The organism is Candidatus Hakubella thermalkaliphila (assembly GCF_013281975.1).
Lineage (GTDB): Bacteria > Actinomycetota > Humimicrobiia > Hakubellales > Hakubellaceae > Hakubella > Hakubella thermalkaliphila.
In genome coordinates this window covers 1-17,566 of the sequence record NZ_BLRZ01000032.1, presented here as the reverse complement: position 1 = coordinate 17,566, position 17,566 = coordinate 1, and the positions used below count along the sequence as shown (strand labels likewise).

Genomic DNA, 17,566 nt, shown 5'->3' with positions numbered 1-17,566 from the left:
GGCCCAGACTTACCAGGATAGCTTTATTGACCTCCTCCATTTTTTGAGCTGGAAGTTTCCCTACTAATTGGCCAAGCCGTTTTTTATCCACGGTATAGAGCTGACCAGGATGAACTACGGAACTTCGGGAAAGACCACTATCCTGAGACATGATCTATATGGACAACACCCTGGCCAGCTCGACCAGTTTCTTGTTAATCTCGTGCTCATGGGTGAAGGTGTACTCGAAACTGGTCAGTACTATTTCTTTACCCTGTATGCCCACCAGAGAATCTCGCTCTCCTCTCATAAGGGCCTCCACAGCTTCCGCCCCGAAACGGCTGGCCAGAATTCGGTCCAGAGCGGTGGGAGACCCACCCCTCTGGAGATGGCCCAAAATGGAGATACGTACTTCTCTGTGTGTGCGGTTAGTGATGGCTGAAGCCATCCCCTGGGCTGTGCCCGCGCCTTCCGCAATAACCAGGATAAAGTGTTTTTTGCCCACTTCGAAGTCGCGGCTGATCTGCTCACATATCTCCCCCAGAACATGCTCCATCTCATATTCTATCTCAGGAATTAAAATATAGTCAGCGCCACCGGCTAGACCGGCATAAAGAGCAATCTCCCCGGACAGCCTTCCCATAACCTCAACACAGAAAACCCTCTCATGAGAAGTGGCAGTATCCCTGATCTTGGAAAGAGCATCGATAACGGTGTTGATGGCCGTATCAAAGCCAATGGAGTAGTCGGTTCCGGCAATGTCGTTGTCGATAGTGGCCGGAACTCCTACGGTAGAAATACCCATCCGGTCGATAACCCGGGCACCCCTAAAGGAACCATCTCCACCGATGACTATCAATCCATCTATCTTATGCTTTCGCAAGACCGAAAAGGCCTTCTTTTGCCCCTCTTCGGTCATAAATCTCTCTGAGCGGGCCGTTTCCAGAATAGTCCCACCTCGATCGATAATGCCAGAGACAGAGCGAGCATTGAGCACAAGATGTTCATTATCAATAATGCCTTCATATCCTTTGCGAAATCCAATAATCTCGATCCCATGATAGATTCCAGTACGCACGATAGCACGGACGGCCGCATTCATGCCCGAGGCATCGCCACCGCTGGTCATGACTGCTATCCTTCTCATCGGCACACCACCTTTGTTTCATAGATAGGGAGCCGCTGCCCAACTGGGTATCAATGCGGGTCCATTGACAGATGATAAATGTTCTTGAGATCTGCACAGCCTTTTGCAATGCTCTTACGGACAAAGGGGGGACGCGATCGTAGACCTTATCTATAAATTAACCCGAAGCTTCTCTTATTTCTCCAATAAACGCTTTCAGCCTCTTGGATCTTTCCGTAGGGTCTTTATTCTCTTCGATCAGGTCAATTAAAGCACTGCCAATAATGACTCCGTCAGCTAATCCTCTGAGAGCCTCTACTTGTTGTCCGCGGGAGATGCCAAAACCTACCGCCAGATACTTATCCGTCACTTCTCTGATGGTGAGAATAAACTCCTTCAGTTCTGGCGGAAGTTCCCTTCTGGCTCCAGTAACTCCCAGGAGGGAAACGCAGTAGATGAATCCTCTGGACAACTGGGATATTCTCTTAAGCCTCTCCAGGGAACTGGTGGGGGCTGCCAGAAATACGGTGTCCAGCCCCTCCTTCCAGGCCACCTTACGCCAGCTTTCAGAATCCTCTATGGACAGGTCAGGGATGATCACCCCATCTACTCCCGACTCTGCTGCTTTCCGGGCAAATTTACCCCGCCCGTAACGATAGGGGATGTTGTAGTAAGGCATCAAGCAGACCGGCATATCGGCATAGGTCTTTAGATCCCTTACCAACTCAAATATGTGATCTAGATTTACTCCCTGGCTGAGAGCTACCTGAATGGATCTCTGGATGGTTGGGCCGTCAGCCAAAGGGTCAGAAAAAGGCACACCTAGCTCAATAAGATCACATCCCAGATCAGCCAGAAGCTTGAGGATTTCCAGACAATCTGCCAGGGTGGGATACCCCCCGGTAAGGTAGGGCATCAGAGCCAGTCTCCCCTGCGCTCTGGTCTTCTTAAAGGTCTTCTCGATCCTGGATTCCACTACGCTCCAATCCCTTCCACAGATTTACATGAAACCAGTTAGAAAATGCCAACATTTCATGGTTCGCAGGTGATGAGACCATATTGACAAATTACGTAGAAAATAGATGCCTCCATTTTCATCATTCGAGAGAGCGGCTCTCGAATGACAATTAGCTTCCGAACTGAGCTACCGAAGTTATCCGGACATAAAGCAGAGCCTGAAAGACTTCTACAAAATTAATCCTCGCCCAGCTTAACTCCCAAAATCTCAGCCACCACTGTGACATCCTTATCTCCCCGGCCGGAGAGGTTTATTACCATAAGCTCGTCTTTTCTGCTTCGAGGGGCCACTTTCATGGCGTAGGCCAGAGCATGGGCACTCTCCAGGGCAGGGATGATTCCCTCCGTCCGGGAAAGAAGCTGGAATGCCTCCAGGGCTTCCTGGTCAGTGGCCGTTTCGTACTGGACCAGTCCCTGCTCTTTAAAATAGCTATGCTCCGGTCCCACTCCAGGGTAGTCCAGACCAGCAGAAACAGAATGAGCGGGCAGTATCTGACCATATTCATCCTCCAAAACATAGCTTAAAGAGCCGTGCAACACTCCTTTGCTGCCCCGGGAGAGGGAGGCCCCATGTTTTCCTGTATCCAGACCCAGCCCAGCAGCCTCCACCCCTATTAGCTTCACGCTGGTCCTCAAAAAGGGATAGAAGATGCCTATAGAGTTGCTCCCTCCTCCTACGCAGGCCAGAACGTAGTCCGGGAGCCGGCCAGATATCTTCATTATCTGCTTCTTGGTCTCCTCCCCAATCACCCTCTGAAAATCCCTGACCATGCCAGGATAGGGGTGAGGACCAACCACAGAGCCCAGAATATAAAAGGTATTCCTTACATTGGTAACCCAATCTCTCATGGCCTCATTGATAGCATCTTTAAGGGTCTTGCTTCCAGAATGGACAGTGATCACCTCGGCGCCCAGGAGCTTCATCCGAAAGACGTTGAGCGACTGCCGCCGGACATCCTCCTCTCCCATATAGATCTGGCATTCCAGACCGAAAAGAGCTGCTGCCGTAGCCGTAGCTACCCCGTGCTGACCGGCACCGGTCTCGGCGATAATCCTGGTCTTGCCCATCCTTCTGGCCAGAAGGACCTGACCCAGGGTGTTGTTGATCTTATGGGCACCGGTATGGAGAAGGTCTTCCCTTTTGAGATAAATCTGTGCTCCACCCAGAGTCTGAGAGAGTCTTTCGGCATGGTAAAGGGGAGTGGGACGTCCAGCATAATTCCTCAGATAGTAGTCCAGCTCCTGAGCAAACTCCTTATCCTTCTTAGATTTAAGATAGGCAGCCTCCAGCTCCTCCAGGGCAGACATGATGGTCTCGGGCACGTAAGCTCCGCCAAAAGGACCGAAGTGACCTTTTCCCCTTTTCATCTTACCTCACCATCTTCTCTCTGCTTTCCTCTCTTAATTTCTGGTCCGCCTTTCTCACCTGCTCAAAAAACTGTCTCATTTTCTGCTCATCCTTTTTCCCTGGCTGGCGCTCCAGGCCACTGGAGACATCCACAGCATAGGGCCTCAACCTCATAATGGCCTCGAGCACATTTTCCTCATTCAGTCCTCCAGAGAGAATCACGGGCCGGTCTGTCACCAATCCTTCTGCCAATCTCCAATCGAAGGGCAGCCCGGTTCCCCCCTTCTTCTGGGGATGGTAGGTGTCAAAGAGAAAAGCATCTACATTCTGATAGTGTTTTAAAAGATAGGTAAGCTTCTCTTCTGAATTTTCCCCTATCCTGATGGCTTTTATGATCTTAAAGCCTCTGCTGCTCAAGTCTGAGCAATAGGAGAGACTTTTCTGGCTGTGAAGCTGGAGGGTGTCCAGTCCACACCGGGCTGCCACTTCCAGCACGGTGTCCTCCTCCTCATCTACAAATACGCCAACTTTAGAGACAAAGGGAGCCAGTTGCGCAATTATCTCCACCGCCCGCAGGGGGAGCACTGCTCTTGGGCTTCTGGCAAAAAAGATAAAGCCTACAGCGTCGGCTCCTAACTCCTGAGCTAAAAGAGCATCATCGGAGTTAGTTATACCACAGATTTTGATCCTGGTTCTGGAGGTGCGAAATGACAGCTTATCCACCAAGTAGTTCCTTCACTTTCCCCTTAATATCTCCACTTCTTAACAGACTCTCGCCTACCAAAATAGCCTTAACTCCGTACTCCCTCATAAAACGTACATCTTCAGCGTTATTTATGCCGCTCTCGCTGACCAGTATCTTATCCTGGGGCACAAACTGAGAAAGCTCTGCCGTGGTCTTTAGATCTACCTGAAAGGTCTTTAAATCTCGATTGTTGATTCCAATGATAGTGGCACCACAGGATAGGGCCTGCTCCACCTCACCCCTGGAATGAACCTCCACCAGGGCATCCAGGCCCAACACCTGGGCTTTTTCCAGGAGAGAGATCAGTTTTCTTTCTTCCAGAATGGCCACGATCAGGAGAATGGCATCAGCGCCATAGGCTCTGGCTTCGTATAACTGGTACTCGTCAAAGAGAAAATCTTTGCGTAGGAGAGGTTTAGAAGTAGCCCATCTTACCATCAGCAGGTCTCCCAGACTACCCTGAAAGTACCGCTCTTCGGTCAGTACAGATATGGCTACCACCCCAGCCTCTTCATACTCCAGGGCCAGGTCTACCGGGTCAAAGTCTGGGACGATTATGCCCCTGGATGGAGAAGCCTTTTTGATTTCACCGATTATGGCCAGGCCGTCCTTCTTCAAAGACCGGGAGAAAGACCGGGAGAAAGACCGGCGTTCCGAGAGGGGGGGCATCCTTTTTTCCAGCTCAGCCAGGGGAAGGGTGGCTTTTCTTTCCTCCAGATCCTTTTTCTTATGAGCTACTATCTCATCCAGAATATTCATGATCTTCTCCAGGCCAGGCCTGGCTATAGGAGTTGGTGAACTGGGTAAGATTTTCCAGCACCTTTTTGGCCCGCCCGCTGTCTATGGAAACCCGGGCCATCTCCAGACCATCGGCAAAGTTAGTAGTGGCGTCGGCTGCGATCAGGGCAGCCGCGGCGTTCAGAAGAACTACATCTCTTGGTGCTCCATCTTCTCCCTCAAGAACCCTTTTCAGAATAGCTACATTTTCCTCTACTGTACCTCCCTTGATTTCAGCCAGGGGGGAGATTCGAAACCTAAACTCAGAGGGATCGATGGTGTAGGTGACTACTTTTCCATCCTTGTACTCCGATATCTTACTGTCCCCGGTTATGGAGATCTCGTCCAGGTTATCCGCTCCGTGAACCACCAGGGCATGCTTTACCCCTAACTCGCCCAGGACCGAGGCCATTATCTCAGTAAGTTCAGAAGCATATACGCCCAGAACCTGAGCCGTGGCTTTGGCTGGATTAGTAAGAGGACCCAGAATATTGAAGACCGTTCTTATGCCCATTTCCCGGCGAGGACCTATGGTATATTTCATGGCCTGATGGAGAAGGGGAGCAAAGAGAAATCCCAGACCAACCTGGTCGATACATCGGGCAATTCCTTCTGGAGGCAGGTCCATCTTTACTCCCAGAGCCTCCAGAACGTCAGCGCTGCCACAACGGCTGGAGACAGATTTGTTGCCGTGCTTGGCCACATGCACCCCAGCCCCGGCCACCACGAAAGCAGCCGTGGTGGAGATGTTGAAAGTACCAGCCAGATCGCCTCCCGTCCCACAGGTATCAACCAGGAATTCCTGTTTCGGCCTCACACTGGTAGCTTTGGCCCTCATGACCCGGGCAAAGCCGGTGATCTCCTCTACCGTCTCTCCCTTTATCCGGAGAGCGGTGAGGAAGGATCCAATCTGAGCGTCCGTGGCCTGGCCGCTCATGATCTCCTCCATGACCAAAATGGCTTCTTCTTCAGTGAGGTTGGATCCGTGGACAAGCTTACTGATGGCTTCTCTGATCATGTGGAAACCTCCAAGAAATTCTTCAAAATCTTCTTCCCCTCCCGGGTCAGGATGGACTCCGGGTGGAACTGAACTCCCTCGACCACCAGTTCTCGGTGTCTGATACCCATGACCAGCCCGTCCTCGGTCCAGGCGGATATCTCCAGGACCGGAGGCAAGCTCTCCCTTCTGACGATGAGGGAGTGGTACCTGGTAGCAGTAAAGGGGTTCTCCACTTCCCGGAAGATGGTCTTCCCATCGTGTCTTATGGAGGAAGTTTTCCCGTGAACGGGAAAGGGTGCCCGTACTATCTCTCCTCCAAAGACCTGCCCGATAACCTGATGGCCCAGACATACCCCCAGAATGGAAACTTTACCGGCCATCCTGGCTACCAGTTCTAAAGAAATGCCGGCCTCATTGGGCGTACATGGCCCTGGCGAGATAACGATGTGGGAGTACCCTTTTTTCTCGATTTCATTTACGGAGATCTTATCATTACGAAATATTTCCATCTCCACGCCCAGCTCGCCCAGGTATTGCACCAAATTATAGGCAAAGGAGTCGTAGTTGTCGATAACCAGGATCATTTAAGACCTTCTTCTGCCAGTATTATGGCCTGGATCAAAGCTCGAGCCTTATTAACTGTCTCCTCATACTCTTTAGCAGGCACAGAATCGGCCACAATTCCCGCACCTGCCTGAACATAGGCCCGCCCATCCTTAACTATGATGGTACGAATAGTAATGCAGACGTCCATGTCTCCGGTGAATCCGATGTTACCCAGAGCCCCGGCATAGGGACCCCTCCTGACTGGCTCCAGCTCATCAATGATCTCCATAGCTCTGATTTTGGGAGCACCTGAGACGGTCCCGGCCGGAAAGACGCTCTTTAAAGCCTCAAATACGGTTTGGTCACTCCGCAGTTCACCTACCACGTTGCTGACCAAATGCATAACATGGGAATACCTTTCCACAGCCATGAATTCATCTACTTTCACCGTGCCCGGCACGCAGACTCTTCCCAGGTCGTTTCTTCCCAGATCCACCAGCATGATGTGTTCGGCCAGCTCCTTCTCGTCGGCCAGGAGCTCCTTTTCCAGCGCCAGATCCTCCTCCCTGGTGGCACCCCTGGGCCGGGTTCCGGCTATGGGTCTGGTAATGACCCGAGAGCCCACCACTTTCACCAGAGGTTCGGGCGAAGAACCAATCACAGCTATATCATTATGCCTCAAGAAATAGAGATAAGGTGACGGATTCAGAGTTCGCAGAACCCGATAGATGTCGAAGGGATCGACCTGCACATCTACCGAGAAACGCTGGGAGAGAACCACCTGTAGAACATCTCCTGCAAATATATACTCCTTGGCTTGCCGCACCATATCCTCAAATCGATCCCGGCTCAAATTGGACTCTACCGCTCGATCCATCCGGGTACCATTGATGCCCACTGGCTCATAGGATATGGTCTTCCTCAACAGATCTACTATCCGCTTGATCTTCTGAACACCCTTCTCGTACTCTTCCTCCGCTTCTCCAGCAGTATGGACATTAGCTACCACCTTTATCCGATGCTTCAGATGGTCGAAGACCACAATAGTATCAGTGAAAAGAAAGACCAGATCGGGCAGACCCAGATCATCTATGGCTCGAGCGGAGATCTCCTCAAAGAACCTGATCATATCATATCCCAGGTAACCCACCGCCCCGCCGAAGAAAGGAGGTAAATCAGGGTCGGGATAGGCTCGGTAGCGGGAAAGGATCTGGGCAATGACCTTAAGAGGCTCCTCTCGGATCTGCTTCTGTTCTCCGTTCTCCTGGATGACCACCTGATTTCCCCTGGATTCCACGATGATGAAGGGACTGCTGCCAATAAAGGAATAGCGCCCCCATCTCTCTGCCCCTTCCACGCTCTCCAGAAGAAAGGCGCTCTGGCCATCGTTCATCTTCTTAAAGACCGAGACAGGAGTATCCATATCTGCCACAATCTCCTGGTAGACAGGAATGAGATTATAGTCTCTGGCCAGTTGTAGAAACTCATCCTTGGAAGGATGATGCATACCGTATACTCCTATCTAAAGTCCTAAGAAAGGTTCCCTTCTCCCGGAAGAGCCCAGAGTGTTCTATCCAAAGAGTTATTCTTCAACTTGCGGTCTTTCGCTTATGGCTCTCTACCCTCCGGCTCAGGTCCGCCGGCCTCTTTTGTGCCTACACAAGGTTATTACTAAGCTCAGATAAATGTCATCTGACGCTTTACTTTCGACGTCTGATCAACTCTCGGGCTATGTCCTCCAATTCTATATCTTTAAAAGCCGTTAACACAAGCAAATGATAGATTACATCGGCAATTTCATGTATGAGATTCTCCCGACTCCCCTCCCTGGCTGCTTCTACTACCTCTCCACTCTCTTCGGTAACTTTGGCCAGTATTTTAGATGGACCGGCCTTAAAAAGGGATGCTGTATACGATGTCTGGGGTGAGAATTTTTTGCGAGACTTGATTACTCTAAATAATTCCTTAAGAACATGGTCAAGACCCTCTGCCTCTTCTGCCTCTGAACCAATTCCTGGAGTCTTAACCATACCCCTGCCGGTGAGACTGCTAAAAAAACAGCTTCTCTCACCGGTGTGACAGGCTACGCCTACCTGCTCTACCAGAACCAGAAGACAGTCCGCATCACAATCGTAGCGCATGTCCTTAACCAGTTGGTAGTTGCCGGAGCTTTCCCCCTTCATCCACAGCCTTTCTCGGCTCCGGCTGTAGAACCAGGTCCTGCCTGTCTCCAGGGTTTTCTGCAAGGACTCCCGGCTCATGTAGGCCAGCATGAGAACTTCCCGGGACCGGAAGTCCTGCACGATGGCCGGGATCAGGCCGTCTCTATCAAACTTTAACTGGGATATATCTATCTCAGTCATCTAACCTCTCTATGCTCCCTAAATCCTCACTTCAATGCCCTGCGATCTTAGATACTCCTTGGCCTCTCTTATGGAATACTCTCCATAATGAAATATGGATGCCGCCAGCACGGCATCGGCATTTGCTTCCTGGATGACCTCCCGGAGATGCTCCAGCCTGCCTGCTCCCCCGGATGCTATGACTGGAACATTAACAGCCCGAGTTATGGCCCTGGTCAGAGATACATCATATCCGTTCTGAGTTCCATCCCGATCCATACTGGTGAGAAGGATTTCTCCGGCTCCCAGCCGGACCACCCGGCAGGCCCACTCTACAGCATCCAGGCCAGCAGGTATCCTACCCCCGTTGATGTATACTTCCCACTTGCTACCGTCCCATTTGGCGTCAATAGCCACTACTATGCACTGACTGCCGTAACGACAAGAAGTTTCCTGAACTAATTCCGGATTCCTTACGGCAGCAGAATTAAGAGAAACTTTATCCGCCCCGGCGGAGAGCAGTTCCCGGATATCCTGGCTCGATCTGATGCCACCCCCTATGGTAAAGGGTATAAAGACCTCCTCGGCCACCCTTCTGGCTACCTCCACCATAATCTTTCTGCCCTCATGGGAAGCTGTGATGTCCAGAAAGACCAACTCATCGGCTCCTTCTCTATCGTAGACGCGAGCCAGCTCGACCGGATCACCGGCATCCCTCAGGTTAATGAAATTTATGCCTTTAACCACCCGCCCATTCTTAACATCCAGGCAGGGTATTATCCTTTTGGCTACCATAATCCAATCTCAACCTCTTGTCCTTTGGTTCCAATTTCGCCAGAATAACCGAGATAACTTCATCTTCCAGGACATTAACCAGGGATCCCACCTCCCCCAGTACCTATCCTCGGACCATCTCCAGAGCCTCAGCCAGATTAAGTTTTCCCTCATAGAGAGCCTTACCCACAATAATACCCTCCAGCCCTTTAGGCTCCAAGCTTTTCAGCAACTGAATGTCCCGCAAACAGGAAATGCCTCCTGAGGCGATTACCTTAATACCAGCAGCCTCTGCCAATACGTCCTCCAGAAGTTTGAAATTAGGACCAGATAGGGTTCCATCTCTGGTCACATCAGTAAGAACGATCCTTTTCAGCCCCATATGGGAAAGAAAGGCCAGAAGATCTCCCACATTTCTTTTCAGCTCTCTCTGCCATCCCTGGATAGCCAGTCTGCCATCTCTGAGATCTAATCCCACCACAATCCTTTCTCCATAACGGCCAACTGCGGTCCTTAAAAATTCATCCCGGGTCAGAGCCAGGGTCCCCAATACAATTCTACTCACTCCCATATCCGTAAGCATCTCTATATCTTCCGGGCTTCTAACACCGCCTCCATACTGAATGAGAGCCGATGTTTTCTCCACAATACCTCTCACCACATCCACATTCACCAACTGGCCCTGGGCAGCAGCATCCAAATCCACCACATGGATAATGGTGGCACCCTGCTCCTGCCAACTGAGAGCTATCTGGATAGGGTCAGGGGAATAGACTTTCTCCTGGCTGAACTTCCCCTGATAGAGACGAACACACTTTCCTCCTTTTATGTCTACAGCAGGTATAATTTGCATGAATCCATCCCCTTACATCTCCCTCTCTTTATCTCCCCGCCCGTTCATCTCTCCAACTCTACATCTCACCAAAGTTCCTTAGAATCTTCAGTCCATAGGAGCTGCTCTTCTCTGGATGAAACTGAAAAGCATAGAGATTTTCCTTGTTGATCCCCGAGACAAATTCCAGACCATAGTCAGCAGTACAGATGGCCATTCGCTCATCCTTTGGCTGGGCATAGTAGGAGTGGACATAGTAGAAAAAGGATCCAGAAGGTATCTCTTTAAGGATAGGATCGTCTCTGACAAACCAGGTCCTGCTCCAGCCCATATGGGGCACCTTGACTCCTTGTGGCAGCCTTCGGACATCTCCCTCCACTAACCCAAGACCGGGATGTCTCCCTCCCTCACCACTCTCTTCAAATAAGAGCTGAAGGCCCAGACATATGCCCAAAAAGGGGCGTCCGGAGCCTATGAACTCAACTATTGCCCGGTCCAACTCTTTCTCCTTTAGACTGGCCATGGCATCAGCAAAGGCTCCTACTCCAGGAAGCACCAGCTTATCTGCGTCCAGAATCTCCAGGGGATCGGAGGTTATAAAAGCCTGATATCCCAGTTTTTGGAAGGCCTTCTGGACACTTCTCAGATTTCCCATGCCATAGTCTATTATGGCAATCATGGCTTAGTTTATCCTCCCCAGTTTATTGAAAAACTTCCCTGAACTGATCCTGCAATGCGGTTGAAGACGAACTGGCCTTTTTGCCAGTTAAGCCTTGTTCGAGCCCTATCTCCGAATGCTCTAGATCACTCCCTTGGTCGACGGCACTCCTCCTATCCTCTCATCAATCCTGGTAGCCATATCCAGAGCTCGACCCAGAGCCTTGAAGATGGCCTCCACGATGTGGTGGGGGTTGTCTCCCGACCATAAAGAAACGTGGAGGTTAATACCCATGCTATTGACCAGGGCTGCCAGAAACTCCCGCAGTAGAAGGGTGTCAAATTTTCCCATACTCTCATAAGGTAACTGGACATCCGCCCGAAGATAGGGCCGGCCTCCGATATCCAGAGCCAACATGACCAGGGTCTCATCCATGGGGAGGACAGAAAAGCCGTAGCGGACAATCTTACTTTTATCTCCCAGTGCTTCGCCAAAAGCTCTCCCTAAGGAAAGGCCCACGTCCTCCACCGTGTGATGTCCGTCTACTTTGATATCTCCCCTGGCTGCAATTTCCAGATCGAAAAGTCCATGTTTGGCCAGTTGCTCCAGCATATGGTCAAAGAAGGGAATTCCCGTGGAAATATCCGCCCGGCCACTTCCATCGAGGTTCAACCTGACTCGAATGTTCGTTTCTCTGGTTTTTCTATTTACCTCCGCCACTCGTTGGTTCATAGTATCTTCCTTTGACAAATCAGGGCTTAGTCTCCTTCTTACTCGGCCAGCTTCCTCTCTATCTTGCATCCTCTCTATCTTGCATCCTCTCTATCTTGCATCCTCTGTGTATATGGCCATTACTATAGCCTTGATGCCCACATTCTGTTATCCAGAACATCCTTGAGGGCAGCCAGAAACTCCTGGTTCTCCTCTTTTGTCCCTATGGTGACCCTCAGATACCCCTTCAAATAAGGGTAATTAGAGAAGTTTCTGATCAGTACATCCCTTCGTAAAAGCTCTTCGTAAATAGTGTTCCCCTCAAAAGGGGTCTTAAAGAGAATGAAATTGGTCTGGGAGGGGACAGCTACCACGCCTTCTATTTTTTCCAGCTCTCTTCTGACCCTTTCTCTTTCCTCCACTATCTCCTTGATTGCCGGCCAGAGGAGAGTCCTGTTTCTCAATACAATGGTGGCAATAGTCTGAGAAAGGATATTCAGATTATAGGGAAGTTTGACTTTTTGAACCTCCTTGACGATGGGCTCGCTGGCTACCAGGACGCCGACACGGGCTCCGGCCAACCGCAAGGCCTTAGAAAAGGTCTTGACCACAGCCAGGTTAGCATGTCTATTAGTAAGGTCGATGACCGAGGTGGGACAGAACTCCCCGTAGGCTTCATCCACCACCACCAGAGTTTCCGTCATCTCCAACAGTTTCATGATAAAAGATCTGCGGAAGAGAGTTCCAGTAGGATTGTTGGGGTTACACATATAAATGATATGGGGGGTTACTTGTTCCAACTGCTTTACTATCTTTCGGATATCCGGGCTGAAGTCCTCTTTCAAGGGCACGGATATCTCTTCGGTATCCGTGATAGCGGCGATCTTGGAAGCCATACTGTAAGTAGGCACAAAGGTCATAAGGGTTCTTCCCTTTCCCCCAAAGGCCAGAAAAACGCACTGGATCATCTCGTTGGAACCGCTACCCACCAGGACATTATCCAGTCCTACCCTCAGCCACCGGCTCACCTCCTCTCTGAGGATGCGGGAGGACGCATCCGGATATCTATTAAACTCTACCACAGCAACCGCTCTTTCTATGTCTTCTATGATCTTATCGGGCAAAGGCCATGGACTCTCGTTGGAGTTCAGCTTAATTCGAGCTTTGATCTGGGGAGTCTCATAAGCCCTCAGGTTTTGGATGTTCTCTCTGGCCGATATGCTCATATGGTTTTACTGTCTCCTTCCAAACTTAGAACAGATAAAATGGCCATCAAGTCAGAATTCCTTAGCTATGTCCTTCTATCTTTCTCAGGGATGTCTTTCCTGGCAAGTCCTTTAAGCCTCAGGGAGACCGACTCTGCATGGGCGAAGAGACCCTCCGCCATAGCCAAAGAAAGGATATCTTCTCCGTCTTCTTCAAGGTTTTGTGGACCGTAACCGAGGATGCTGCTCCGCTTCATAAAGTCGTCCACCCCCAGGCAAGAGGAAAACCTGGCTGATCCACCGGTAGGAAGAACGTGGTTGGTGCCACCAATATAGTCCCCTACCGCTACAGGAGTACTCTGTCCCAGAAAAATAGCCCCGGCGTGACAGATGTGCTCCACCATCTGCAGAGGATCCCGCACCATCAGCTCCACATGCTCCGGAGCTATGTCGTTGACCAGCTTAAGAGCCTCTCTCAGAGAGGGGACAACCACCAGCCTTGCATTTTTCTCTAGAGAGGAGACGATGATATCCCTTCGCTTGGCCAGTGTGGCCAGTCTCTCCACCTCTGCCCTGACCCCTAGAGCCAGCTCTTCCACCGGCGTCACCACTATGGAGATGGCATCCGGATCGTGTTCGGCCTGGGCGATCATGTCCGCAGCAATAAGAGTAGCGTTTCCGGTCTCATCGCTGAGAATTACTACCTCGCTGGGCCCGGCCAAAAGGTCGATTCCCACCACTCCGAAGAGTTCCCTTTTGGCTGCCTCCACATACCTGTTCCCCGGCCCAAATATCTTATCTACTCTAGAAATGGTCTCGGTACCCAGAGCCAGAGCGGCTATAGCCTGAGCACCTCCTACTCTGTAAATTTCTCCTATATCCATCATGTCCGCTACTGCCAGAATCAAGGGATGAAGAGCACCCTGTGGTCCAGGAGGAGTGCACATGGCAATCTCCCCCACCCCGGCTACCCGGGCTGGCACTGCGATCATCAGGATAGTGGAGGGATAGACAGCCTTTCCCCCCGGAATATAGATGCCGATTCGATCTATAGGAGTAACCTTCTGGCCGATCAGAACCCCATCCCGAACACAAGTGGACCAGGAATCTCTTTTCTGCCGGGAGTGAAAGTCAAAAATATTATCCCTTGCCTTCTTCAGGGCAGAGAGGATTTTTTGGTCCAGGGAGCTTTTGGCACCCTGGATTTCTTCTCTGCTAACCCTGAGTTCTTCAGGGCGAAGCCGAACCCCATCAAATTTCTCCGTCAGATCTATAAGGGCCCGATCTCCTTCTTCTTGGACCTGCTCGATGATATCCAGCACATCCTTCCTGATCTTCTCCCACTCTTCTCTGTCCTTTTGAACCTGGGGACGTCTGAACTGGTTTTGATTGGTGATTGTTTCTATCTCTAGCATTTATGGATCCTCTTAAGTAAGGATTTGCAGCTCTTCTTGGCCCAAAAAGCGTCCATTATCGAGACTGACTCCATATTACTCTCGGGTCACCGGAAAAATCTCATCTGCTACTCTTTATCTTATCTTTTTTCTTCCTCAACTCTCTCCCTCAACAGCCTCTTTCCCCATGGCTTTCTTGATCTTGCTTATCAGCCTATCTATTTCCTGGTATTTTAGTTTATAGCTCACCTGGTTAGCAATTAAGCGAGCTGTACAGAGAGCTATCTCATCAATTACCTGGAGATTATTCTCTCTAAGGGTCCGGCCTGTAGAGGTAATATCCACAATCTGATCAGCGATACCCAATAGGGGGGCCAGCTCTATAGACCCGTGCAACCTGATGATCTCCACCTGAATTCCCTTCTCATTGAAGAACTCTTCTGCCACATGGGGATACTTGGTGGCCACCCGAAGATAGCCCAAATGCTCATAATTTCTTTCCATTTGCTCCCATGTTCCAGCCAGGGCCGCGGTAATAAAGCGGCATTGGCCAAATCCGAGATCTAAAAGCTCATAGATGTGGCTTTGCTGTTCTATAAGCACATCTTTACCCACAATCCCCAGATCCGCAGCCCCATACTCCACGTATTTGGGTACGTCTGTGGGCCGGGCTACAATATATCTGATACCGTCCTTCTTCTTGAGAAAGGTAAGCCTGCGATTCTCCTCGCTAAGGCCAGAGATATCATATCCAGACCTTCTTAAAAGATCCAGAGATTGGGGAAACAAATAACCTTTAGGTAAAGTAATACTAAGTGTCATTTCCCTCTCCTCTATACCGCACAGACACAGTCTTAAGTTGATCTTCCATCAACCGTTCCATCTCCTCAGGAGCCACTCTTTGAATAAGATCCTTCTTCAAATCTATCAAATCCATCTCTTCCTCCATGGATATGATGATCAGAAGAAAGTCCATAGCCATTCTCCGGGCGTAGGTTTTGGCCTCCTCCAGAGAGAACTCACCCAGAAAGTGTTGGGCCACAATTCCTTTCCTCCTCAGCCAACTGGCCACACTCATGATATCCAAAAAGTTATCCTGAGCAGAGGCCACCAATACTTTAGGTCTCTTAACTTCCCTTTCTCCGTCTTCCCGAGAAAGAGCGTCATGTAGCCGTTCCACCTCAATGGCAAATCCCGTGGAAGGAGCGTCCACGCCGAACATGCCCAGAAGGTAGTCATACCTTCCTCCTCCACAAAAAGGATAGCCGATCCTGGGCGAATATCCCTCAAAGACTACACTGGAATAGTAATCAAAATCTCTGACAATGCCCAAATCCAGGAAAATATGGCTTCGGTATCCACTTCTAACCAGAGTTTTGTGAATGTCCGAGAGCCTGGCCAGAGCAGAGCTAGATGCTTCATCCCGGGCATACCTGCTTGCTCTGACAATCACCTCTGCGTCTCCTCTCAGGGTAATGGTCTCCAGAATACTCTCGGCTCTGGAGGAATCCAGCTCCTTCAGGCCATTCTTGATGGCCACCATATCCTTTCTGACTAATGCTCTCTTCATTTCTTTCTGGTCCAACTCAGAGATCCCCGTAAGGCGGAGAACTTTGCTGATAAAGTCAATCTGGCCGATCCCGATCTTAAAATCCTTCAGCCCTACCTGGAGCAAAGCTTCTATGACCAGAGCGATGACCTCGGCATCTGCATGGGGTGAGTCGCTGCCGATGAGTTCCGCCCCCGCTTGAGTGCGTTCTCGCTGGTGGCTTAGTCGGGGAGATTCATCGCTGAACACATTGGCGAAATAGAAAAGGCGAAGGGGAAAGCCCATGGACTTGAACCTCATGGCTGTCATACGAGCAATGGGAGCTGTAAGTTCAGATCTCAGGGCCAGAAGCTCCCCATTCTTATCGAATAGCCTGACCAAACCCTTTTTCTTGTCCTCACCCAGGCCTCGACTGATGTAGTCAAAGTACTCGAAGGTAGGTGGGATCACCTCCCCATAACCCCAGCCAGTAAATACCTCTCGGATGATATTCTCGATCATCCTGCGATGGGAGGCTTCGGTGGGAAGGATATCCCTCAGACCTTGAGGAATTCGGATGTGGGGGTTTTTGCCTGAATCATTTCTCAACATCATTCTTTTGCCTGAACCATTTGTGAGCATCATTCTCCGTTGCCTCAACCATCTATGGACACATATTCTCCATTCTCTTTATCGCTTTAACATAGCGCAGTAACGCTATGTTAAACTATTAAAATAAAGTTGTCAAGAGTATCTACCACTCAAAAGATTCAAAAGGTGTCGTGCTGAAAACCGCCTCTGCGAGAAAGCTTGATGTTTAATTCTACTTAGGAAAGGTCGGACTTCAGATTCTATGAATCCGAATATTTACGTAGAAAATACTCAGCATTTCCATGGTTCGCGGGTGATGGAACCATAATGACATCTATGAAAAAGCTGCGTACCTCCTATGATAGCTGATAAGCTATCGGGAGACAAAACTCAAGTACGGAGGGGCGCAGCTTTTTCATGTTATCAAATTAGCAGTATGGGAAAAGTTGAACTCCTCCGGTGTGAGTACTCCTAGCCGGGCCTTATTTGAAGTTTGCAGAAGTATCTGGCATCACACTGAAAGACCAGATCGATGAGGAAAATATCCGTGTCAATAGCTATCACTGCCGACCCCGAATCTCCCTCAGATCAGTCCTTTCTCCTCCAGATGTTGCTGAACTTTTGATAGAAAATCTTGTAGTGAAGGCCGGACAGATGTCTCCATGTGGCTTTCTGGATCCTCGAAGGGGTGAACATGTCTGATCCCGCCTTCTGAATCTTCGCCATAGATCCTCTGGCCACCGTGGACCAGTGCTAGATTTAACTTGCCTTTTCCACTATTAGCATAGAGTTGCACGTGTAGTTCTTCTGCAATTGGAATTCTAACTTTGAGGGTCAGGTCTGTTCTGTCCACAACTTCATAAGATCCGAAGGCAGAAAAGCGAGGGGTTAATTCGTCTAGCTGCTTAAGAATGCTATCTAACTTGAGAACATCACTCGAGGACATCCAGATCCTCTAGCCTTGTACGCATGGTCTTTATGCCATCGACAGCC

At 50.0% G+C, this 17,566-nt stretch carries 19 protein-coding genes; all 19 read right to left on the bottom strand.

Features of this window, described 5'->3' with window-relative positions; genetic code table 11:
- Window positions 1-151 (bottom strand): type II toxin-antitoxin system PemK/MazF family toxin (locus tag HW443_RS13865; RefSeq protein ID WP_176237945.1); only part of this gene is annotated, 151 nt, incomplete at its 3' end.
- Window positions 152-154: 3 nt separating this feature from the next.
- Window positions 155-1,126: a 6-phosphofructokinase gene (pfkA, locus tag HW443_RS04565; protein WP_176231247.1), complete on the bottom strand. Its 972-nt coding sequence runs from the start codon at window positions 1,124-1,126 to the stop codon at window positions 155-157.
- Window positions 1,127-1,283: 157 nt separating this feature from the next.
- The gene (trpA, locus tag HW443_RS04560; protein WP_176231246.1) at window positions 1,284-2,081 is read right to left on the bottom strand and encodes a tryptophan synthase subunit alpha; all 798 of its coding nucleotides are present in this window, start codon (window positions 2,079-2,081) and stop codon (window positions 1,284-1,286) included.
- A 218-nt stretch (window positions 2,082-2,299) separates the two neighbouring features.
- Window positions 2,300-3,490, bottom strand: coding sequence for a tryptophan synthase subunit beta (gene trpB / locus HW443_RS04555; protein ID WP_176231245.1), 1,191 nt, complete (start codon window positions 3,488-3,490; stop codon window positions 2,300-2,302).
- A gap of 1 nt (window position 3,491) precedes the next feature.
- Window positions 3,492-4,193 carry a phosphoribosylanthranilate isomerase gene (locus HW443_RS04550; protein WP_246273230.1) on the bottom strand — a complete coding sequence of 234 codons (702 nt, stop codon included), beginning with the start codon at window positions 4,191-4,193 and terminating at the stop codon, window positions 3,492-3,494.
- Window positions 4,186-4,974 carry an indole-3-glycerol phosphate synthase TrpC gene (trpC, locus tag HW443_RS04545; RefSeq protein WP_176231244.1) on the bottom strand — a complete coding sequence of 263 codons (789 nt, stop codon included), beginning with the start codon at window positions 4,972-4,974 and terminating at the stop codon, window positions 4,186-4,188. The genes HW443_RS04550 and trpC overlap by 8 nt, the downstream gene beginning before the upstream one ends.
- A complete protein-coding gene (gene trpD / locus HW443_RS04540) occupies window positions 4,958-6,010 on the bottom strand; it encodes an anthranilate phosphoribosyltransferase (protein ID WP_176231243.1) in 1,053 nt (350 codons plus the stop codon). Before trpD ends, trpC begins: the two co-directional genes overlap by 17 nt.
- On the bottom strand, window positions 6,007-6,576 hold the full coding sequence (locus tag HW443_RS04535; protein ID WP_176231242.1) for an anthranilate synthase component II: 570 nt from the start codon (window positions 6,574-6,576) through the stop codon (window positions 6,007-6,009). Before HW443_RS04535 ends, trpD begins: the two co-directional genes overlap by 4 nt.
- Window positions 6,573-8,045: an anthranilate synthase component I gene (trpE, locus tag HW443_RS04530; RefSeq protein ID WP_176231241.1), complete on the bottom strand. Its 1,473-nt coding sequence runs from the start codon at window positions 8,043-8,045 to the stop codon at window positions 6,573-6,575. Before trpE ends, HW443_RS04535 begins: the two co-directional genes overlap by 4 nt.
- A 193-nt stretch (window positions 8,046-8,238) precedes the next feature.
- Window positions 8,239-8,901 carry a bifunctional phosphoribosyl-AMP cyclohydrolase/phosphoribosyl-ATP diphosphatase HisIE gene (hisIE, locus tag HW443_RS04525; RefSeq protein ID WP_176231240.1) on the bottom strand — a complete coding sequence of 221 codons (663 nt, stop codon included), beginning with the start codon at window positions 8,899-8,901 and terminating at the stop codon, window positions 8,239-8,241.
- Window positions 8,902-8,919: 18 nt separating this feature from the next.
- Entirely contained in the window at window positions 8,920-9,675 is a 756-nt protein-coding gene (gene hisF / locus HW443_RS04520; protein ID WP_176235455.1) for an imidazole glycerol phosphate synthase subunit HisF, read from the bottom strand.
- Between the two features lie 103 nt (window positions 9,676-9,778).
- A complete protein-coding gene (gene hisA, locus HW443_RS04515; protein ID WP_176235456.1) occupies window positions 9,779-10,507 on the bottom strand; it encodes a 1-(5-phosphoribosyl)-5-[(5-phosphoribosylamino)methylideneamino]imidazole-4-carboxamide isomerase in 729 nt (242 codons plus the stop codon).
- 58 nt (window positions 10,508-10,565) lie between these two features.
- Window positions 10,566-11,165, bottom strand: coding sequence for an imidazole glycerol phosphate synthase subunit HisH (gene hisH / locus HW443_RS04510; RefSeq protein WP_176235457.1), 600 nt, complete (start codon window positions 11,163-11,165; stop codon window positions 10,566-10,568).
- Between the two features lie 120 nt (window positions 11,166-11,285).
- Complete coding sequence (hisB, locus tag HW443_RS04505; RefSeq protein WP_176235458.1) at window positions 11,286-11,876, bottom strand: imidazoleglycerol-phosphate dehydratase HisB; 591 nt, start codon at window positions 11,874-11,876, stop codon at window positions 11,286-11,288.
- Window positions 11,877-11,998: 122 nt separating this feature from the next.
- Window positions 11,999-13,081, bottom strand: a complete 1,083-nt coding sequence (gene hisC, locus HW443_RS04500; RefSeq protein ID WP_176235459.1) for a histidinol-phosphate transaminase — start codon at window positions 13,079-13,081, stop codon at window positions 11,999-12,001.
- A gap of 65 nt (window positions 13,082-13,146) precedes the next feature.
- Entirely contained in the window at window positions 13,147-14,475 is a 1,329-nt protein-coding gene (gene hisD / locus HW443_RS04495; protein WP_176237944.1) for a histidinol dehydrogenase, read from the bottom strand.
- Window positions 14,476-14,610: 135 nt separating this feature from the next.
- Window positions 14,611-15,276: an ATP phosphoribosyltransferase gene (hisG, locus tag HW443_RS04490; RefSeq protein WP_176236770.1), complete on the bottom strand. Its 666-nt coding sequence runs from the start codon at window positions 15,274-15,276 to the stop codon at window positions 14,611-14,613.
- Complete coding sequence (gene hisZ / locus HW443_RS04485) at window positions 15,266-16,627, bottom strand: ATP phosphoribosyltransferase regulatory subunit (protein WP_176236769.1); 1,362 nt, start codon at window positions 16,625-16,627, stop codon at window positions 15,266-15,268. Before hisZ ends, hisG begins: the two co-directional genes overlap by 11 nt.
- 529 nt (window positions 16,628-17,156) lie before the next feature.
- The gene (locus tag HW443_RS04480; protein ID WP_176236768.1) at window positions 17,157-17,519 is read right to left on the bottom strand and encodes a hypothetical protein; all 363 of its coding nucleotides are present in this window, start codon (window positions 17,517-17,519) and stop codon (window positions 17,157-17,159) included.
- Window positions 17,520-17,566 lie beyond the last annotated feature (47 nt).

What these genes read in the sequence shown, in the direction of transcription:
- hisA (WP_176235456.1), bottom strand. Translation starts at nt 10,507, where the DNA reads ATGCAAATTATACCTGCTGTAGACATAAAAGGAGGAAAGTGTGTTCGT.
- hisZ (WP_176236769.1), bottom strand. Translation starts at nt 16,627, where the DNA reads ATGATGCTCACAAATGGTTCAGGCAAAAGAATGATGTTGAGAAATGAT.
- hisD (WP_176237944.1), bottom strand. Translation starts at nt 14,475, where the DNA reads ATGCTAGAGATAGAAACAATCACCAATCAAAACCAGTTCAGACGTCCC.
- HW443_RS04480 (WP_176236768.1), bottom strand. Translation starts at nt 17,519, where the DNA reads ATGTCCTCGAGTGATGTTCTCAAGTTAGATAGCATTCTTAAGCAGCTA.
- HW443_RS04535 (WP_176231242.1), bottom strand. Translation starts at nt 6,576, where the DNA reads ATGATCCTGGTTATCGACAACTACGACTCCTTTGCCTATAATTTGGTG.
- trpE (WP_176231241.1), bottom strand. Translation starts at nt 8,045, where the DNA reads ATGCATCATCCTTCCAAGGATGAGTTTCTACAACTGGCCAGAGACTAT.
- hisB (WP_176235458.1), bottom strand. Translation starts at nt 11,876, where the DNA reads ATGAACCAACGAGTGGCGGAGGTAAATAGAAAAACCAGAGAAACGAAC.
- hisG (WP_176236770.1), bottom strand. Translation starts at nt 15,276, where the DNA reads ATGACACTTAGTATTACTTTACCTAAAGGTTATTTGTTTCCCCAATCT.
- trpD (WP_176231243.1), bottom strand. Translation starts at nt 6,010, where the DNA reads ATGATCAGAGAAGCCATCAGTAAGCTTGTCCACGGATCCAACCTCACT.
- hisH (WP_176235457.1), bottom strand. Translation starts at nt 11,165, where the DNA reads ATGATTGCCATAATAGACTATGGCATGGGAAATCTGAGAAGTGTCCAG.
- hisC (WP_176235459.1), bottom strand. Translation starts at nt 13,081, where the DNA reads ATGAGCATATCGGCCAGAGAGAACATCCAAAACCTGAGGGCTTATGAG.
- trpC (WP_176231244.1), bottom strand. Translation starts at nt 4,974, where the DNA reads ATGAATATTCTGGATGAGATAGTAGCTCATAAGAAAAAGGATCTGGAG.
- hisIE (WP_176231240.1), bottom strand. Translation starts at nt 8,901, where the DNA reads ATGACTGAGATAGATATATCCCAGTTAAAGTTTGATAGAGACGGCCTG.
- pfkA (WP_176231247.1), bottom strand. Translation starts at nt 1,126, where the DNA reads ATGAGAAGGATAGCAGTCATGACCAGCGGTGGCGATGCCTCGGGCATG.
- hisF (WP_176235455.1), bottom strand. Translation starts at nt 9,675, where the DNA reads ATGGTAGCCAAAAGGATAATACCCTGCCTGGATGTTAAGAATGGGCGG.
- trpB (WP_176231245.1), bottom strand. Translation starts at nt 3,490, where the DNA reads ATGAAAAGGGGAAAAGGTCACTTCGGTCCTTTTGGCGGAGCTTACGTG.